Raw genomic sequence first — 18,719 nt, 5'->3', positions numbered from 1 at the left:
TGGTTTGTTTTTTTAACGAAAATAATTTGATTATTCATTGGTTATCTGTTTTCTTAAGTTATATATATGCCTAATGATAAGGTAACTTTTCTTTCAAAATATAAAAATGAAATAGCAAGGGGTTTACGCAATGCGTATTATTCTGCTCGGCGCGCCAGGCGCAGGTAAGGGGACTCAGGCACAATTCATCATGGAAAAGTATGGTATTCCACAAATTTCTACCGGTGATATGCTACGTGCTGCTGTAAAGGCAGGTACAGAGTTGGGTTTAAAAGCGAAAGAATTAATGGATAGTGGTAAGCTTGTTACTGATGAATTAGTTATTGCTTTAGTTAAACAGCGTATTGCACAGGATGATTGCCGAAACGGCTTCTTACTGGATGGGTTTCCCCGCACTATTCCACAAGCAGACGCAATGAAAAATGCGGGTATTGTGGTGGATTATGTATTGGAATTTGATGTACCGGATGAAATTATTGTTGAACGCATTGTTGGTCGTCGCGTTCATACGGCTTCGGGGCGTGTTTATCATATTAAATTTAATCCACCCAAAATAGCCAACAAAGATGATGTTACCGGTGAAGAATTAAGTATTCGCAAAGATGATCAAGAAGAAACTGTCCGTAAACGGTTAGTGGAGTATCATCAGTTAACTGAGCCTTTGATTGCTTATTATCGGCAAGAAGCTGCCGCCGCTCATACCAAGTACTTTAAATTGGATGGTACCCGTAAAGTGACTGAAGTCAGTGAAGAGTTGGCTAAAATTTTAGGTTAATTGTTAGTTGATTAAATAGGCATCCGATTTGGGTGCCTATTTTTTATTTATTGCTAATTAATAGGAGTAAATATATTTGATAAGTTATGATAAGGTTATAAATAGTTAGCAGTAAATAAAATGGAGCCAATTGGCATGCGCATTAAGAAGTATGGTGTTTTATTAGTTAACTTAGGGACGCCTGATGCACCGACGCCAGCGGCGGTGAAACGTTTTTTGGCAGAGTTTCTTAGTGATGTAAGAGTTATTGATATTTCGAGGATAATTTGGAAACCGTTATTACATTTAGTGATTTTACCATTACGCTCGCCAAAAGTTGCTAGATTATATCAATCAATTTGGACAGAAGCGGGTTCTCCATTGCTAAGTTATAGTTTGCAACAGCAGGCTGCACTGGCAAAACAACTACCCACTATTCCTGTGGAATTAGGTATGAGTTATGGTTCACCTTCTGTTGCAGATGCGATTGACAAACTATTAATTCAGCAGGTTGAAAATATTATTGTATTGCCGCTTTATCCGCAATATTCTTGTTCAACCACTGCGTCAGTGTTTGATGCGATTAGTCGAGCATTAAAAAAATATCGAACCATACCCGGGCTTCACTTTATTCGTAGTTATGCCGATCATCCTTATTATATTGAGGCATTAAAAAAGTCGGTTGAATTAAGTTTTGCACAGTATGGGAAACCTGATCGGTTATTACTTTCTTATCATGGTATCCCTCAACGTTATGCAGAAACAGGTGATATTTATCCGCAACAATGCGAGTTGACAACCCGTTTATTTAGTGAATTAATTGATTTTCCGGCTGATAAAATTATCATGACTTATCAGTCACGTTTTGGGCGTGAACCCTGGCTTACACCTTACACAGACGTTACCTTAGCAAGCTTAGCAAAGAGTGGTGTTAAGCATGTTCAACTGTTATGTCCGGGTTTTTCAGTCGATTGTCTGGAAACTCTAGAGGAGATCGCGGTGCAAAATAAAAAATTATTTTATGCTGCTGGTGGCGAAAAGTATCAATACATACCTGCACTTAATGCTTCAAATAATCATATTCAGTTAATGGCCGAATTAATCACAGATAGGTTATAGACTCATTTATCAATTTTAAGTTTTTAAATAAAAACTATTTTTATTAAAACACTCTAAATAAGCATATTATGTTTAATTAATATAAAACTAAAATAATTTCTAACTATTTTATGTGAGTAGTGGAATTAAGATTAGTAATTATTTGAAGGGAATCTAGATAAAATTAAAAGTTACTTTAGTGATTATAACACTATCATAAATTTGAAATTTCACTGTAATAACTTGTTTGAGATCGTTAATTTTATCTAATAATTGTAAAATTATATATTTAAACTGGTAATATAGATTATTATTGCTGTCTAAGGTGGTAAATGATTTATGTGATATTTGTATTGTTTAAATATTTTTTATTATTTATTCTTATTTTTTAGAAAGATTAATATGTTATTGGTTTTTGTTAAATAGTTTGTGGCATTTTACTGGCTTTAAATATCATAGTTGTAAAAATGAGAATATTGTTGATAAATGTGATTTGTGTGTTTTATTAAGGTTGGAAATGTAGAATATTATGGCTAAACTTTTCTTGATTAATGAGAATTATTTGATTATTTAACTATTCAAGTCTGTATAAGATAGAGATAGATGAATATTTGTGATTAATTGTTAACAATATGACGGTTAGAAACTTTAAATTATGACAAATAGACAATTATTGGATGCAACCTCTGAGATCGATCCATCTTTTTATTCGGCTAAGATAAAACAAGATGATGAAATCGATTTATTTGAACTATTTTCTATTCTCTATAAATCTAAATTGTTGCTTATTATGTTTGTTGTGGTTTTTACCGCTGCCATTTTTTGCTGGACGCTATTTTCTCCGCAAAAATGGAAAAGTGAAGCCATAGTTGTTCAACCTACTGCTCAAGAAATGTTTAAGCTGAATGAATTCCTTAGTCAGTTAAAAGTACTGGATGTTGAAACAAATATTGATGCTCAGCAAATTTATACAAAATTTCTTGACGCTTATCGTTCTCAGTTGTTACAGGAAAATTTTCTAAAAAGTAGCGACTATTTTCAACGGTTAGTTAAATCCACAGAGTCACATTCGTTAGAAAGGGAACATCAGCTTTTACGTGATATGAAAAATGATATTACGGTTGGCAAAATCACTTTTAGTAATAGTGCAGTTAATAATATTACTAATATGCAAGAGCAGTTGATAGAAGCAAGCATAGGATTTACTGCCGCAACGGCTCAAGATGCACAGAATTTATTGTCTGATTATCTGCGTTATATTGGATCGAATGTACGGCAAGAAATTAAAGCGGAGTTAAATGAAAAAATAGCGCAACAACTTGTTTATGCTAAAGGTAAATATGCTATCGAGCTGGCAACTTTGGAAAATGCGAATCGGGTTGCGATTCAGCGGCTGAAAAATTCATTAGCTATAGCACAATCGGTTGGTTTGAAAAAACCGGTTTCAACTACGCATAACTTTATTCAAGATGATCCAGATTATCCTATTGCATTAGGTTCAGAAGCATTAGCTAAAAAATTGGCTATTATTGAAAAGGCTAATGATCTGTCATTATCGAATCCTGACTTGTTAAGTAGTCAACAATATATCCAACAATTACAGGCATTAGATACGAAAGATATTTGGTTCCAACCGGTAAAATATATGCAAAAGCCAACTCTACCCATTGCTAAACAGGCACCCAACCGAACGTATATGCTAGTATTAGCTGGAATAGCTGGTTTAATTTTCGGTTGTATTTATGTTTTGTTACGCCATATGGTAAATAACCGCAAGCAAAAAGTCTGAGGTGATAATTTTAAATAAGCAGCAGGCGATTTTCCTGCTGCTCAATGATGTTAATTATGTTAGACTTGCTTCTTTCGTTAATACTAATCATACCTATTATGAAATTCCCTGGTCAACGTAAGTCCAAGCACTATTTTCCTGTTAGTCTTCGAGATCCCTTATTATCCAGTCAAGAGTTAATCAATAGCGCAGGCGATCATGCTTATATTGTTGGTATTGACCAAACTCTGGTTGATATTGAAGCGAAAGTTGATGATGATTTCATTCAGCGTTATCAACTCAGCCAGGGGCACTCTTTAGTTATTGAAGATGCGATGGCTGAAAAACTTTATCGTGAGTTAACAGAGAAAAATCTTATTAGCCATGAGTTTGCTGGTGGTACGATAGGGAATACTTTACATAATTACTCTTTATTAGCTGATAATAGATCTGTGTTGCTGGGTACGATGTGCAATAACATTCAAATTGGCAGTTATGCCTATCGTTATCTATGCCATACTTCCAGCCGGATGGATTTAAATTATTTACAAGGTGTTAATGGTCCGATTGGTCGCTGTTTTACCTTAATTACGGAAAATGGTGAGCGGACATTTGCAATTAGTCCTGGGTTAATGAACCAATTGCGTCCTGAGAGCATCCCTGAGCAAATTATTGCAGGAGCATCAGCTCTGGTTATTACTGCTTATCTTGTCCGTTGTCGGTCAGGTGAACCGATGCCAGCAGCAACCATTCAAGCAATAGAATATGCCAAAAAACATGATGTGCCAGTGGTGCTAACCATGGGTACTAAATTTGTTATTGCCGATGATCCTGCCTTTTGGCAGGATTTTATCGCTAAATATGTTTCTGTTGTGGCAATGAATGAAGAAGAAGCGTTTGAGTTGACAGGGTTTAACGATCCCTTATTAGCTGCCGACAAGGTGCTTGATTGGGTTGATCTGGCTCTTTGTACCGCCGGTGTTGACGGACTGTACATGGCAGGCTTTACCGAATCGACTTATAAAAGAAAAACTCAACATCCTCTGTTATCTGGTGCTATTAAGCAATTCAATCGTTATGAATTTAGCCGGGCAATGAGAAAAAAAGATTGTCAACTTCCTTTTAAGATCTACTCACATATTGAGCCTTATATGGGTGGGCCAGACAAAATTATGAATACCAATGGAGCCGGGGATGGTGCTCTGTCAGCATTATTACACGATATTACCGCCAATCGTTTTCATCGCTTAAATATTCCCAATTCAAAAAAACATTTTCTGCCCTTTCTGACATATTCTTCCTTAGCACAGGTGTGTAAATATGCTAATAGAGTGAGTTATCAGGTGCTTATTCAGCATTCACCGCGTTTAACGCGCAGTTTGCCTGAAAAAGAGGATAGTTTAGAGGAATCTTATTGGGAACGGTAATTTAATTAAAATCGGGAGAAAGCTTATATTTCCCCCTGATTTATTTTTATCGGCTAGTTAGAAGCATCAGGTTTTAAGTATTTATCTAAATCTTTAGTGCCTGATAATAAATTATCTTCATGATTGTCAATGACACAGTCGCTTGTTTTCTTTTTAGCTAGGAAATGCGCCATGGTTTTGGCAATTTCATGTTCACCAACAACGATATGATTTGCACCACGTTCACGAATATATCTAACTTCATCATCATAATGGGCACGCACGATAATTGTAATGTCAGGGTTTAATAATCTAGCTTTCTCGACAATTTGTCCTGCTTCATAACCATTTGGAATGGTTAGTAACAGTGTTTGCGCACAATCTATGCGAGCCAGTTTCATTAATGCTTTGTTTACAGCATTGCCAATTAATGAGCGGAAGCCATTTTTGGCTAATTCTTCAAATCGGGCACGGGTATTTTCAATAACGACTAGCGGGATATCTTTTTGACGTAATTTTTCCGCCAGAATGGTGCCAACACGACCATAACCAACAATAATGGCATGACCGCAAATATCGACAGGAATTTGGGCAACTTCTTCTTGTGTTTCTGCTAATAATTCTTCTTCTGTTGTTTCTGTTTTCTTCAGATAACGGTCAAGTAAGCTAAAGAGCAATGGATTAATCATAATAGAGGCGATTGCACCAGCCAAAACCAGGTTTGGTGCTTGACTATCAAATACATTGAGTGCAATCCCCATTCCGGCTAGGATGAAAGAGAATTCACCAATTTGTGCCAGACTTATCGCGATAGTTAAGGCGGTACGACGGCTATGACCAAATAGTCTCACTAACAGTAATGCGGCGAGTGATTTACCAATAGTAATGATCGCTAAAACCGCCAATATAGCGAGTGACTGTTCTATCAATATGATAGGATCGAGAAGCATACCAACTGATACAAAGAACAGAACCGCAAAGGCATCTCGCAAGGGGAGTGTATCTTGGGCGGCTCGATGGCTTAATTCAGATTCATTTAAGATCATGCCAGCGAAAAATGCACCTAGGGCAAAAGAAGCATTAAATAGCGTTACTGCAGCATAGGCAATACCGAGCGCTAATACTAAAACTGCTAGTGTAAATAATTCTCGAGAACCGGTTGCCGCAGTACGGGCTAGCATCCATGGAATAAGTTGGCGGCCCATGAAAAGAGTAATGATAATAAAAATAGCGACTTTACCAACGGTAAAGGTTAATTTAATAGCTAGCTCATTAAAACTGGCATTATTGCTATCGACAATACCGGCAATTGCGGGGAGCAATACTAGTGTCAATACCATGACTAAATCTTCGACAATCAACCAGCCGATGGCAATGCGTCCTCGTTTACTATCGATAAGTTGACGTTCTTCTAATGTCCTCAACAGTACTACTGTACTAGCTGTCGAGAGACAAAGACCAAAAACAATTCCAGCAAATAATCCCCAGCCAAATAGTATGGCTAAACCAAGACCTAATAAGGTCGCGGTAATTATTTGAGCGATAGCACCAGGAATAGCAATCGATTTTACGGCTAAAAGATCTTTTAAGGAAAAATGTAAACCAACACCAAACATCAATAATATAACACCAATTTCAGCAAGTTCGCTGGCTAAATTTGTATTTGCAACAAAGCCTGGTGTAAATGGACCAATAAGAACACCGGCCAGCAAATAGCCGACTAACGGTGATATTCTTAGCCGTTGTGCAATCATACCAAACAGATAGGCAAGAGCTAAACCACCAACAATTGTTGTGATGAGGGATGATGCTGAATGATCCATTAAATCTCCTCTTTTTTGAATGACAAAATACGTCATGTAAAATTCAAGCTTATTTTATCTGCTATAAACTAAAAAAGCGCTAAAAAAATCACGTTAAAATAATAAAAAAGCGGTTAACGATAAAAAAAGAAAAGAACAGGTTGTTTTTTTAATAAAAATACCCAGCAAATAATCATATTAACCATTATAACTATAATTTATTATTTTATAATATATTATAATATAAACTATTATTCTTTTTTTTATTCATATTTGGTAATGATAGGATAAAACAAAATGATAATGATGAAAAATTCAGATTGAACTAATTAATTCAATACGCTTTATTTGTAATATACATTGTTAATGTTGGATTGATTGCAATTGTCTCCAAAGGTTAATGCCAAAGCGTATTTATCAAGCATTGCTACATTATGCATTACAAGCTTGATACTTTTGTATTTTGGATATAAATAGCAAAATGGTGTATTAAATAACAAGTATAGTAGTTATTTATGCTAATAAGATAAAAAAAATTGTAAAAATCAAAATAAATTGATTACTTATCGCTCCGATGGTCGCTCTTATCATCATTTTTGGCAAAAATAAAATTAATTATAAAATAAGCTTTATGTGATTTTATTATGTTTTTCAGTAGATTAATGGAATTAAAATAATCAATAGCCACTATTTCTTTTATAATCGCGATTCAGTCTCTATATTGTTATCCAATTGAGAGTATGAATAGCAATATTTTTAATCTTGCGTAATAACTAGGACAATTTATGTGGTAATAATCAAATAAAATATTGAAAGAATAATAAAATAGTTAGGGATATAAAAAAAATTGCTCGATGAAATACATTGGGTATAGATTTGAATACTGGAGATTGATATGCGATTGTCACTTAAGACTTCCCTGAGTGGGTTAATTCTATTTTTATGGTTGTTATTAAGTTCAACCGCAATTGCATGGCAAAAAAAAAATCTATTCCATCACGATATTACACACTAATGATCATCATGGTCATTTTTGGCATAACAAAAACGGAGAATATGGTTTAGCGGCGCAAAAAACATTAGTTGCAAAAATTCGTCATGATGCGGCAAAAAGAGGGGGAATTGTTTTACTGCTTTCTGGTGGTGATATTAATACTGGTGTGCCTGAATCCGACTTGCAAGATGCTGAACCAGATATTAAAGGCATGAATATGATTGGTTATGATGCAATGGTACTTGGTAATCATGAATTTGATAAGCCGTTAACGATTTTACGCAAGCAACAGCAATGGGCAACTTTTCCTTTTTTGTCAGCTAATATTTATCAAACCAGTACCGGACAGAGATTATTCAAACCCTATCAAATTTTTAATCAACAGGGCATCAAGATTGCCGTTATTGGTTTAACTACCGACGATACTGTTAAGTTAGCTAACCCAAGGGTAATTTCCGATATAGAATTTCGTTCGCCTGTCAATGAGGCGAAAATGGTGATCCAATCTCTACGTGCTAATGAAAAGCCTGATATCATTATTGCTGCTACCCATATGGGGCATTATAACAATGGCGAACATGGTTCTAATGCGCCTGGCGATGTTAAAATGGCGCGAAGTTTACCAACAGGCTATCTGGATATGATAGTGGGCGGTCATTCACAAGATCCAGTTTGTATGTCCGTTAACCGGAAAAATTATAAACAAGTAGATTATGTGCCTGGGACATTATGTAGACCAGATCGCCAAAATGGGACTTGGATTGTGCAGGCTCATGAGTGGGGTAAATATGTCGGGCGGGCTGATTTTGAATTTAAAAATGGCGAATTTATGTTAAAACGCTATCGACTTATACCTATCAATTTAAAGAAAAAACGACTTAACCAAGATGGTTCGACAGAGTTAACTTTTTATACGCAAGAAATTCCGCCTGATGTTGATATGGTGAAATTACTCTCGCCTTTTCAAGCAAAAGGTCGTCAACAATTAGATATCCATTTGGGTTTTGTTGATGGAAGATTACAAGGTGATCGCAACAAGGTTCGTTTTGGCCAAACTAATTTAGCGCGTCTCATCTTAGCGTCGCAAGTGGAACGTGTAAATGCCGATTTTGCCATTATGAGCAGTGGCATGATCCGTAATTCTATTGATCGAGGTCAGATCAGTTATCGACAAGTACTTAAGGTTTTACCGTTTGCTAATCACATAGCCTATGTTGATTTTAATGCTCAGGAAGTGAAAAACTATTTAGCAGCCGTCGCTAGTATGACGTCAGGTTCGGGGGCTTATGCCCAATTCTATAATATCAGTTTAATTCGTCATAAAGATGGTACAATTACAGATATTAAAATAGCCGGTCAACCATTAGATGATAAAAAGCATTATCGTATGGCAACATTAGATTTTATTGCTTTTGGTGGTGATGGTTACCCGAAAATCAATCATCATCCAAATTATGTTAATACAGGATTAGTGGATGCTGAGGTATTAAAGAATTTTATTGAAAAACATGCACCATTAAAAGTTATTGATTATGCGCCTAGCAGAGAAATTATTAGTCATTAAATAAAGCGGAATTATTTATCACTTTTTTATATTGGCAAATATTGCATTTAATAAATTAGCCAAGTCGTTAGGATCAAGTTCTATATCTAGCCCTCTTTTTCCGCCTGAAATATAGATAGTTGCAAATTGCTTGGCTTGTTCATCAATAATTGTTGGTAGACATTTTTTTTGCCCTAATGGGCTTATTCCGCCTAATAAATAGCCCGTTGTTTTTTGGGCGATTTGCGGATCGGCCATTTCTGCTTTTTTTGCGTTAAATGTGCTGGCAACCTGTTTCAAATTAAGTTGTCCTGATACTGGTGTGATAGCAACCACCAGATGTTTGCTATCTCCATTTAACACCACCAGCAACGTTTTAAATACTTGTCTGGCATCAAGCCCCAATTTTTCTACTGCCTCTTGGCCAAAGTGATATATATGTGCATCATGCTTATAGCTATGTAGCACATATTTGATTTTGTTTTTTTCTAATAAATTAATAGCGGGAGTCATACAAAACCTTATTTTATATAATGTTATAGTGAACAGTTCAATAGACACTTTATTATTTTGCTTGGCAATATTGTTTAAATAAAAATGGGATTGAATTAGTCGATTTGCTGTTTAAATAAGCTAGCAAGATTATTGTCGCCGTATAAATGTAAGGCGCCAACGGCCACGACATAATGACCCGCTGACAATTTTTTTAACTTTTGACACCATAATAAATTACGTTCTTGCATCAATAACTGATAAACATCATCACGAAAAGTTCTTGGTAATTTTAAATCAACCTCAGGTTTAAAGTTCATCCACCAACTTAACATTATTTGTAAAGAACGGGCGTTGGAGTGCCAATAAGTCAAAGTATCTTCCAATAAAGACTGCCCATTGTTAGGTAAATTCATGAGTAGCTCGATTTGAGAGGTGGCGCCTTCTAGTTCAATGATCGGTTTTTGCTGTTGCCTGGCAGCTAGCAGTAGTTGATAATCTATCCCGTATTGAGGAAGTAATCCTAAATTTTGTGCTTGATTGGCTTGTAAGATCAAAGCAATTTGCCAGGCAGCAAGCCTATCTAATTGCTCAACGTATAGTTTAATTTCTTGGCAATAATATTTAAATTTCAGGTAAAGTGTGGGTGAAAGTCGCTGTTTGACCGGTGGATAAGGGATGACGGGATTGTTAGTCAAGGGAGGCACTGTGTCGGTAATATCAGCTTCAACAATTAAAGCGTCGCACTGATTGAGTTTGTTTATAAGAATTTGAGGTAGCGGAAACATATTTTTGCTGGCCATATGAATACTGCCAATGAGATGCAGGTGAATATTTCCAGCCAAGCTAATATCATAAGCAGGATATGGATAATGTTTAGTCTTATTGGCAATCAAATATTTTTTTAGCCTAGATAATATAGGCGCTACCATTCTTCACTTCCCCTTAACGCAAAAATTCCTCATTGCCAGTTTAATAGGTTAGCTGTTTTTAATCATCGAGTACAAGACTTTCTATGGTTTGGTAAAAAAAGGTAACTGATTTTTAGTCACCATTTTGTTATCCGCCAATGATAATTTATTGCTTAGGTTTAAAACGTAATAAACGATTTGCATTACTAACGACAGTAATTGATGACAAGGCCATAGCAACACTGGCAATAACCGGATTAAGTAAGGTTCCAGTAAATGGATAAAACAGACCTGCTGCGATTGGTATGCCTAGCGCGTTATAAATAAAGGCACCAACCAGATTTTGTTTCATATTACGCAGCGTTCCTTGGGCAATTTGCACAGTATCAGCAACACTATGTAAGTTATGATTGATTAAAGTAATAGCGGCTGTTTCAATTGCAATATCGCTACCACTTCCCATGGCAATACCAACATTAGCCTGGGCTAAAGCAGGGGCGTCATTTATGCCATCCCCAATCATGGCAACTTTATGACCAATTTTTTGCAGTTGAGCGATGACAGCAGCTTTTTCATCAGGTAAGACACCGGCAATCACCTGGTCGATTCCCAATTCTTTGGCAATCGCACTGGCAGTAATTGGATTATCACCGGTCAACATAATCAATTGATATTTTTGCTTATGTAATCGCTGTAGCGCATTAATGGCAGTTTCTCTTAGTGGATCGCGAATAGAAAATAGGGCCGCTAATTGATTATCAACCGCCAGTAAGACGGGCGTGATCCCTTTGTTAGCCTGTTTAGCAATTAATTGCTCGACTTGTTGGCTGTTAATCGAATATTGTGACATCAGGGCTTGAGTACCTAACAAAATCGTTTTATTGTCGATTTCTCCTTTTACTCCGGCGCCGGCTAAAGTCCGGAACTGATTTACCTCTGGTAGCGATAACCCGACGCTCTGCGCTAAAATCGCATTGGCTAATGGATGATTAGCACCTTTTTCCAGTGCGCCTGCAATGGTTAGTACTTGGGATTGCTCAAATTGATTAAAAGTATGAATTTCTATAACTTCAGGTTTGCCCATCGTCAAGGTTCCGGTTTTATCGAAAACCAGGGTATCTAGGTTGCTAGCTTGTTGTAAAGCTTCAGCATCGCGTATCAAAGCACCGTATTCCGCGGCACGTGCGACGCCAGCAATAATTGACATTGGTGTTGCCAGACCCAGCGCACAAGGGCAAGCGATTATGAGTACACTGGTGGTAACAATTAATGCATAACTGATTTGTGGTGATGGACCAAAGAAATACCAGATAGCCCCGGCAGTTAAGGCTATTATGATCACGCCAGGGACGAAAATAGCGGCAATTTTATCGGCCAATTGTCCTATTGCTGGCTTGCTGCTTTGAGCTTGGCGCACTAATTTAATGATACGCGCTAAGGTCGTATGTTGACCGACTGCCGAGACGCATAATAATGCGGTACCATCTTGTACCACCGTTCCTGCATGTACTTTTTCACCTACGGTCTTATATTGTGCAACAGCTTCGCCAGTTAACATTGATTCATCTAGCCAAATTTCACCATAAGTCAACTCACCGTCAACAGGAATACGATCACCGCTAGTCAGACGTAATAGCATACCTTGTTCAACTTGAGACAGTGGCACTCTATTTTCACCCTTTTCACTAATAACCAGAGCAGTGGGTGGTGTGAGATCAAGTAATCGCCTTAAGGCGTTTGATGAACGTTGACGTGCCCCTTGTTCTAATGCATGTCCAAGATTAATTAAGCCAATAATCATTAGACTAGCTTCATAGTAAAGATGACGGGCTGGGATAGGAAATTTATCTGGCCACAAATTAACGCTAATTGAATATAGCCAGGCGGTGCTTGTTCCCAGGGCAACGAGAGTATCCATTGTGGCACTGCCATTGATTAGACTTCTCCAGGCGTTGTAATAAAAATGACCACCAGTTAAAATCATAATAATCAGAGTTAGCAGACCAATAAGCAGCCAGCTATACTGATTTTTTTCATTTAACATCATATTGTTGCCAATCATGCCCCAAATCATCAAGGCAATACCAACTAGTAGCGCTAAAGCTGCTTGCCAACGAAATTTGCGTATAGAGTCCTTAGTGAACTGTTGTTGTTTTTCTCGATGTTCCATTTCATTATCAATGACTTCGGCATCGTAACCGGCTTTTTGTACCGCTTGAATTAATGCCTGATGTTGAGCTTGTCCAGTGATCAAGGCACTGCGTTCGGCTAAATTAACCTGAGCATTTTGTACACCTGGCGTACTAAGTAACGCTTTTTGTACTTTGTTAACGCAACTGGCGCAACTCATACCATTAATGAGTAATTGTATCGTATCACTATCAATATTCGGTTTCTCAAGCTGATTCGCTGCAGTTTGCTTACTAGCGGTTTGGGCTATCTCAGGCGAAGATATGGCTGATTGTTGGTGAATTGAAGGGGCGATTTTGGTTTCCAATGTCGCTTGGTAGCCAATCGCCTTAATTGCAGCCATTAGCGTTGCTGGATCGGCGGTACCAAAAATTTGGGCTGTTTGAGTAGTCACTATTGCGGCGCTAACACCGCTGATATTTTCCAGTATTTTTTGTGTTTTATTGACACAATTGCGGCAATTAAGCCCTGTAAGTTGTAGTTTGATGTCAGGCTGTGTCGCTACTTTGCCTTGGTAACCGGCTTGTTCAATGGTTTTGATAATGTCTTGTACGGAGGCAGAACCGGTGATTTTGGCATAATTAAGTGTAACGGCAACTTGTTGTATGTCTGGCCGTGCTTTCAGCGCTGTTGTTAGCTTGTTAATACAATGGGAGCAAGTCAGTCCTTGTAGCGCTAGAATGGTAATATTAGGCATAATTGACTCTCCTAATGCATACAATAAATTAATTGGTATAATGCTAATTACTTCCTAACATTATGGCTGAAATAACCTGGAATATTATAAAGGTTAAACCTTCTAGTAAGGGTAAGGTCAAGGTGAAATGATGAATATTACTCAAGTCGCAGAGAAAACGGGATTAAGTGCCAAAACAATTCGCTTTTATGAAGAAAAGTCATTAATTACTCCACCTATGAGAAGTGAAAATGGCTATCGTCATTATCAACCACCTCATTTGGATGAATTAACCTTATTAAAGCAGGCTAGGGAGGTTGGATTTACGTTAAAAGAGTGTCGGCAATTACTTGAACTTTTCCGTAACCCACGTCGCCATAGTGCGGATATAAAAGCGGCGACGTTAAATAAAATTAGTGAAATTGAAAAAAACATTACCGCTCTTAATGTCATGCGAGATAGCTTACTTACATTGGTTGCATCGTGTCCAGGGGACAACAATGCAAAATGCCCGATTATTGATCATCTAGTTGGTCATCATGTTGATTAGACCAAACTGGTTTGACTTTTAGTGTAATACCATCGACAGCGATCACTTCGACTTCACTATTAGCTGATAATTGCTCAGAACAATAAACACGCCAACTACCATCAGCCAGCCGTATTCTGCTATAGCCATTATTAGTATCTGAGATTAAACGTGCTTTTGTGCCAATTAATTGATGTTGCTTTTGGTTAGGTTCATCGGGCAATGATTTGTTACGTATGCTAAGCCATTTGCGCCAACCCAATACAGAAAGAATGATCATAATGGCAAATAATAGACCTTGCCAATCCCAACTCATCTCAGGTATAAGCCAGGTTATAAACGCCGTGATAACAGCGGCAACGCCAGACCAGAGTAGATAACCGCCGGCACCGAGTAGTTCAGCAACCAGCAGTAATCCACCTAAGCAGAGCCAAAACCAGGCCGGTTGCGCAATTATTTGCTCAGGCATCGTTTAACACCTCTATTTATGTTTGATTACTTTTTTGGCTATAGCGTTTTTTGTTTTCTTGAAATAGTTCACTAATGCCGCCAATAGCGCCCATTAAATTACTTGCTTCAAGTGGCATCATAATCACTTTGCTATTTTCCGCTTTACCAATATTGGTTAATGCTTCGGTATATTTTTGTGCGATAAAATAGTTTATTGCCTGCATGTCACCATTGGCAATGGCGTTAGAGACCATTTGGGTTGCTTTGGCTTCGGCTTCTGCGGCGCGCTCTCGTGCTTCAGCATGTAGAAATGCTGATTGACGTTCACCTTCAGCTTTTAAAATTTGTGACTGTTTTTCACCTTCTGCCTTGAGTATCGCTGCCTGGCGTACCCCTTCGGCTTCAAGAATATCGGCGCGCTTGGTTCTTTCGGCTTTCATTTGGGCATTCATGGCATTAATTAATTCTTTCGGCGGCCGAACATCACGGATTTCTATCCGAGTAATTTTTAGTCCCCAGGTATTAGTTGCTTCATCAACAATATGTAATAAACGACTATTGATGACATCCCGTTGAGACAAAATTTCATCGAGTTCCATGGCACCTAATACCGTACGAATATTGGTCATGGTGAGATTAATCACTGATAATTCAAGGTTATTTACTTCGTATGCGGCACGAACAGGATCAACGACTTGAATAAAACAGACGGCATCAATCGTGACATTGGCATTATCTTTAGAAATGACTTCTTGCGATGGAATGTCGAAAACACGTTCCATCATATTGATTTTTCGTCCAATTTTATCCATAAATGGGACAATGAAATGTAATCCCGGTAGTAGAGTACGGGTATAGCGGCCAAAACGTTCAACCGTCCATTGAAAACCTTGTGGTACGGTTTTGACACAAGTTAAGACAATGACAATAGCGACAAAAATAATGATAGGTATGGCACCAAAAGAAAATAAGTCCATCGCGTTTTTCCTGCTTGATGTTAATAAAGTAGTGAGTAAATCTGATGACGGTAGCGATTTGTTAAAGGATCACTAGGCCCTAAGGCAGATAAAATATCCATCATCGTTTTTTTCACCGAAACATTTCCTGCCGATAAATCTTTCTTAAGAAATGTTAGCAAAATTTCTAATGCTTCTTCATTTCTATTAACTTCATGTAGTTTAAGTGTTAACTGTATAGCTAATTCCGTGTTTTCAGGCTGTTGAGCGAATGTCTCTTGTAATTGCTGAATTTCCGGTGTATCTGCTGCTTTTTTTTGTAGTTCAATTTGCGCTAATAAACCTTGATAACGGCTATCTTGATCTTGAATAGCAACGGTGTTCAAAATTTTCTGGCTTTCATCTAATTGGTTGAGGCTAATCAATGCTTCTGCATAGGTTAGGCTAATATCACTATTATTAGGTGCTAGTTGATGGGCTTCTTTTAACAATGGCAAAGCTTCCGCGGTTTTTCCAGCGGCCATTAACTCAATTGCTTGAGCAGTTTTTAATTCTTCTGGCGTCGGCAGGACATGCGTTAACATATCGCGGATAAATTCTTCAGATTGAGGTCCTTGAAAACCATCAATCGGTTGGCCTTGTTGTAATAAATAAACGGTTGGAATTGCTCTTAATCCGAATTGAGCGGCAACCATTTGCTCTGTATCACAGTTGACCTTGGCCAGGGTGAATTGGCCTGCGTACTCAGCCGCTAATTTATCCAGTGTGGCACCAAGTGCTTGGCAATGCGGACTTTGTGGTGACCAAAAATAGAAAACAACCGGTTGCATCATTGATTGTTCGATGACTTGTTGTAGATTAGATTCATTTACGTCGATGGCATAAGCAGTTGCAAGCATGATGGTTCTCTTAAATTGTGTTCTGTGAACCCTATAAAATAAGATCAAAATTGGTTATTTCAAGGGGGAAAAGGGATTTGTTACGTTAAAAATTTATCCATCAATCGATCAGGTAAAAGACGTTTCATAAAGGCAATAGCGTAAGTTAATAGTGTCACTGGATAGCGAATTTTTGGTTTAGGGCTCTCTAATGCATGGAGTAGTCGTTTGACAACGTGTTCTGGCCTTAATGCTAGCTTTGCAGCAATAGTCGGGTTTTTTACTGGACTATCTTTGTTGGTTTGCTCGACGTTATCAGTAAAACGCGTCTCAATTGGCCCAGGTTCGATAATACAAACTTGTACTCCTGACCCTTTTAATTCAAGCCGAAGTGCATCTGACCAAGCCTCTAAAGCATGTTTACTTGCTGCATAGGCACCACGACCAGGAGAAGAGACAATCCCTAATACCGAACTAGTCTGAATAATACGTCCTTCACCATGAGCAAGCATCGCTGGTAACAATAAAGTGGTAAGCTGATGGATACTAAAAAAATTAGTAGAAAACTGCTGTTCAAGTTGTTGTCGACTAATGGTATTAAGTGAGCCATAGACCCCATAACCGGCATTGTTAAATAAGGCATATAATCGGCCATTAGTTAATTCGATAACTTGTTGAGCGGCATGTTTTACACTTTCTACATTATCCATATCGATTTTGATTGGTTCAAAGCCTAGTGTTTTCATAGCGATTAAATCCGCTTCTTTCCGACAACCCGCTAATATTCGATGCCTTTGCTTAGCAAAATTTTGGCCGCGCATAATCCAATACCACTTGAAGTTCCAGTAATAAAAATCACTCTTTTCATGGTTCTCGATCCCAATAAAATTATTATGCTAGCTATTAGTATTGATTCTTAATGCCAACAGATAAAGCGCTAAATAAGTAAAATAAGAATGTTTTTAATTACAATTTGTAATTTTGAGCGACTCGTTGTACTGGCGGTTTCATTAATAGTGTTAACAATAAAATGATGAAAACAGGAAGCGCAATAATTAAAAATGTAGGGGTAAAACTGGCTGTATAATCCTTTATTATTCCGCCGAAAAAGGGGGCAAAACAGGCGCAAGTAGAGAGTAAATTCATAACAGAAAAAAGTTCTAGGTATGGGCCTCGGCCAAAATAATTAGCGAGTAAAACACTTGAGGCTAGAAAGGTCATGCCATAACCGATCCCAATACCCAGAGTAAATAAAATTAGCCATAGCCAAGTTGTCGCCATACTGAGGGCAATAAGCCCACAGATAATAATTATTAGGCTGATTATTAATAATTTTTTTGGTTCTAGCTGCTCACCAACTGCGCCGCCAGCCAGGCGCGAGAAAGCATTGATAAAAGCCATTACACTTAAAGAGCCTGCGGCAATTGTTTCGCTAAAACCTTGTTCTATGATGTGGGCAACGGCAAAGCTATTAACGGTAATACCACACCAAAGGAAGGCGGTATAGCTAGCGGCTATGATATAAAATTGCCAGGTGCGTAAAGCTCCACTGGTAGACCATATTTCTTTGGTTTTGTAGATTGTTTCTGATGAGTGTTGTGTCAACTTGTTAGCGATCGCTTTGGCATGTGAAATTTCACGCTGGCCTTCGCGTAAAGTTAATAGTGTGATAAAGACAATAATGGCCAAACAAAGCGCTGAAATAACCCAGTGGATGCGCCATGAACCCCAGACACGTGTTGCCAGAAAATAGATCCAAGGGCCGACCACACCGCCTAAACCACCAATGGTAAAGTAGAAGCCAAAAGCGAGCGATTGCTTTTCAAACAATCGAGAAATAACATAAGTACCGGGTACCGTTGCTAAAAATGTAAAGCCAATACCTAACAGAGCAGTACCGGAAAAATAATCAAATAAACTGGTTATAGAATAGAGGTAATAAAAGCCAAGGGTAAAAATAGCAAGGCCAAATAATAGTGTCATTCTAAGCCCGAGCCCACGGATCATTAAGGTTGGCAGATAGCTTGATAAACCACAGGTTAATCCTAAAATCGTGAATCCCAGTCCTGCTTCTGCCCAGTTCCAATTGAATTCATTGATAATGCTAGGTAGCACGACGCCAAGTGAAGTAAAAGTGGTTGCTGTTGATAAGAAATAAATTAATCCCAATAAAAGTAACATATACCATGGATAAACAGGACCAAACATTTGTTGTTGTGCAGGCATTATGACTCCAAAGCAGACAACTATCGCATGAAAACAGTAAGCTTAA

General features: G+C 37.8%; 13 protein-coding genes and 2 pseudogenes. 6 read left to right on the top strand and 9 right to left on the bottom strand.

Features of this window, described 5'->3' with window-relative positions:
* The first annotated feature begins 130 nt into the window (after positions 1–130).
* The 4 genes from adk to LDL57_RS12545 all read left to right on the top strand — a co-directional run bounded on the left by adk (position 131) and on the right by LDL57_RS12545 (position 5,047).
* On the top strand, positions 131–775 hold the full coding sequence (adk, locus tag LDL57_RS12560) for an adenylate kinase (protein ID WP_225505860.1): 645 nt from the start codon (positions 131–133) through the stop codon (positions 773–775).
* A gap of 135 nt (positions 776–910) precedes the next feature.
* A complete protein-coding gene (gene hemH, locus LDL57_RS12555) occupies positions 911–1,873 on the top strand; it encodes a ferrochelatase (protein WP_225507532.1) in 963 nt (320 codons plus the stop codon).
* A gap of 634 nt (positions 1,874–2,507) precedes the next feature.
* Positions 2,508–3,641 carry an LPS O-antigen length regulator Wzz(fepE) gene (gene wzz(fepE), locus LDL57_RS12550; RefSeq protein WP_225505858.1) on the top strand — a complete coding sequence of 378 codons (1,134 nt, stop codon included), beginning with the start codon at positions 2,508–2,510 and terminating at the stop codon, positions 3,639–3,641.
* A 98-nt stretch (positions 3,642–3,739) separates the two neighbouring features.
* Positions 3,740–5,047: an inosine/guanosine kinase gene (locus LDL57_RS12545; RefSeq protein WP_180559720.1), complete on the top strand. Its 1,308-nt coding sequence runs from the start codon at positions 3,740–3,742 to the stop codon at positions 5,045–5,047.
* Between the two features lie 53 nt (positions 5,048–5,100).
* Here LDL57_RS12545 and ybaL read toward each other — a convergent pair whose 3' ends face one another.
* Positions 5,101–6,849, bottom strand: a complete 1,749-nt coding sequence (ybaL, locus tag LDL57_RS12540) for a YbaL family putative K(+) efflux transporter (protein WP_180559683.1) — start codon at positions 6,847–6,849, stop codon at positions 5,101–5,103.
* Between the two features lie 874 nt (positions 6,850–7,723).
* On the opposite strand from ybaL, the pseudogene ushA reads away from it, so the two are divergent.
* Positions 7,724–9,386: pseudogene (ushA, locus tag LDL57_RS12535) on the top strand (bifunctional UDP-sugar hydrolase/5'-nucleotidase UshA).
* An 18-nt stretch (positions 9,387–9,404) separates the two neighbouring features.
* On the opposite strand, the gene ybaK reads toward ushA, so the two are convergent.
* The 3 genes from ybaK to copA all read right to left on the bottom strand — a co-directional run bounded on the left by ybaK (position 9,405) and on the right by copA (position 13,655).
* On the bottom strand, positions 9,405–9,878 hold the full coding sequence (ybaK, locus tag LDL57_RS12530; RefSeq protein ID WP_180559684.1) for a Cys-tRNA(Pro)/Cys-tRNA(Cys) deacylase YbaK: 474 nt from the start codon (positions 9,876–9,878) through the stop codon (positions 9,405–9,407).
* Between the two features lie 95 nt (positions 9,879–9,973).
* The gene (locus tag LDL57_RS12525; protein WP_180559685.1) at positions 9,974–10,789 is read right to left on the bottom strand and encodes a TraB/GumN family protein; all 816 of its coding nucleotides are present in this window, start codon (positions 10,787–10,789) and stop codon (positions 9,974–9,976) included.
* Positions 10,790–10,934: 145 nt separating this feature from the next.
* On the bottom strand, positions 10,935–13,655 hold the full coding sequence (gene copA, locus LDL57_RS12520; RefSeq protein ID WP_180559686.1) for a copper-exporting P-type ATPase CopA: 2,721 nt from the start codon (positions 13,653–13,655) through the stop codon (positions 10,935–10,937).
* A 130-nt stretch (positions 13,656–13,785) separates the two neighbouring features.
* On the opposite strand from copA, the gene cueR reads away from it, so the two are divergent.
* A complete protein-coding gene (gene cueR, locus LDL57_RS12515; RefSeq protein ID WP_180559721.1) occupies positions 13,786–14,184 on the top strand; it encodes a Cu(I)-responsive transcriptional regulator in 399 nt (132 codons plus the stop codon).
* Here the strand turns inward: cueR and LDL57_RS12510 are convergent.
* The 5 genes and pseudogenes from LDL57_RS12510 to LDL57_RS12490 form a co-directional block, all read right to left on the bottom strand.
* Positions 14,150–14,632 carry an NfeD family protein gene (locus LDL57_RS12510; RefSeq protein WP_180559687.1) on the bottom strand — a complete coding sequence of 161 codons (483 nt, stop codon included), beginning with the start codon at positions 14,630–14,632 and terminating at the stop codon, positions 14,150–14,152. The two genes, cueR and LDL57_RS12510, sit on opposite strands and share 35 nt — an antisense overlap.
* Before the next feature lie 16 nt (positions 14,633–14,648).
* Positions 14,649–15,590, bottom strand: coding sequence for an SPFH domain-containing protein (locus LDL57_RS12505; RefSeq protein WP_180559688.1), 942 nt, complete (start codon positions 15,588–15,590; stop codon positions 14,649–14,651).
* 20 nt (positions 15,591–15,610) lie between these two features.
* The gene (locus LDL57_RS12500; protein ID WP_180559689.1) at positions 15,611–16,468 is read right to left on the bottom strand and encodes a co-chaperone YbbN; all 858 of its coding nucleotides are present in this window, start codon (positions 16,466–16,468) and stop codon (positions 15,611–15,613) included.
* 80 nt (positions 16,469–16,548) lie between these two features.
* Positions 16,549–17,315, bottom strand: a pseudogene (locus tag LDL57_RS12495) (SDR family oxidoreductase).
* A gap of 98 nt (positions 17,316–17,413) precedes the next feature.
* Positions 17,414–18,673, bottom strand: a complete 1,260-nt coding sequence (locus tag LDL57_RS12490) for an MFS transporter (protein WP_180559690.1) — start codon at positions 18,671–18,673, stop codon at positions 17,414–17,416.
* Positions 18,674–18,719: the final 46 nt, after the last annotated feature.

It is taken from the genome of Arsenophonus apicola (assembly GCF_020268605.1).
GTDB lineage: Bacteria > Pseudomonadota > Gammaproteobacteria > Enterobacterales > Enterobacteriaceae > Arsenophonus > Arsenophonus apicola.
The sequence above is the reverse complement of the archived record's forward strand: the minus strand, read 5'-3'. Positions and strand labels throughout refer to the sequence as shown.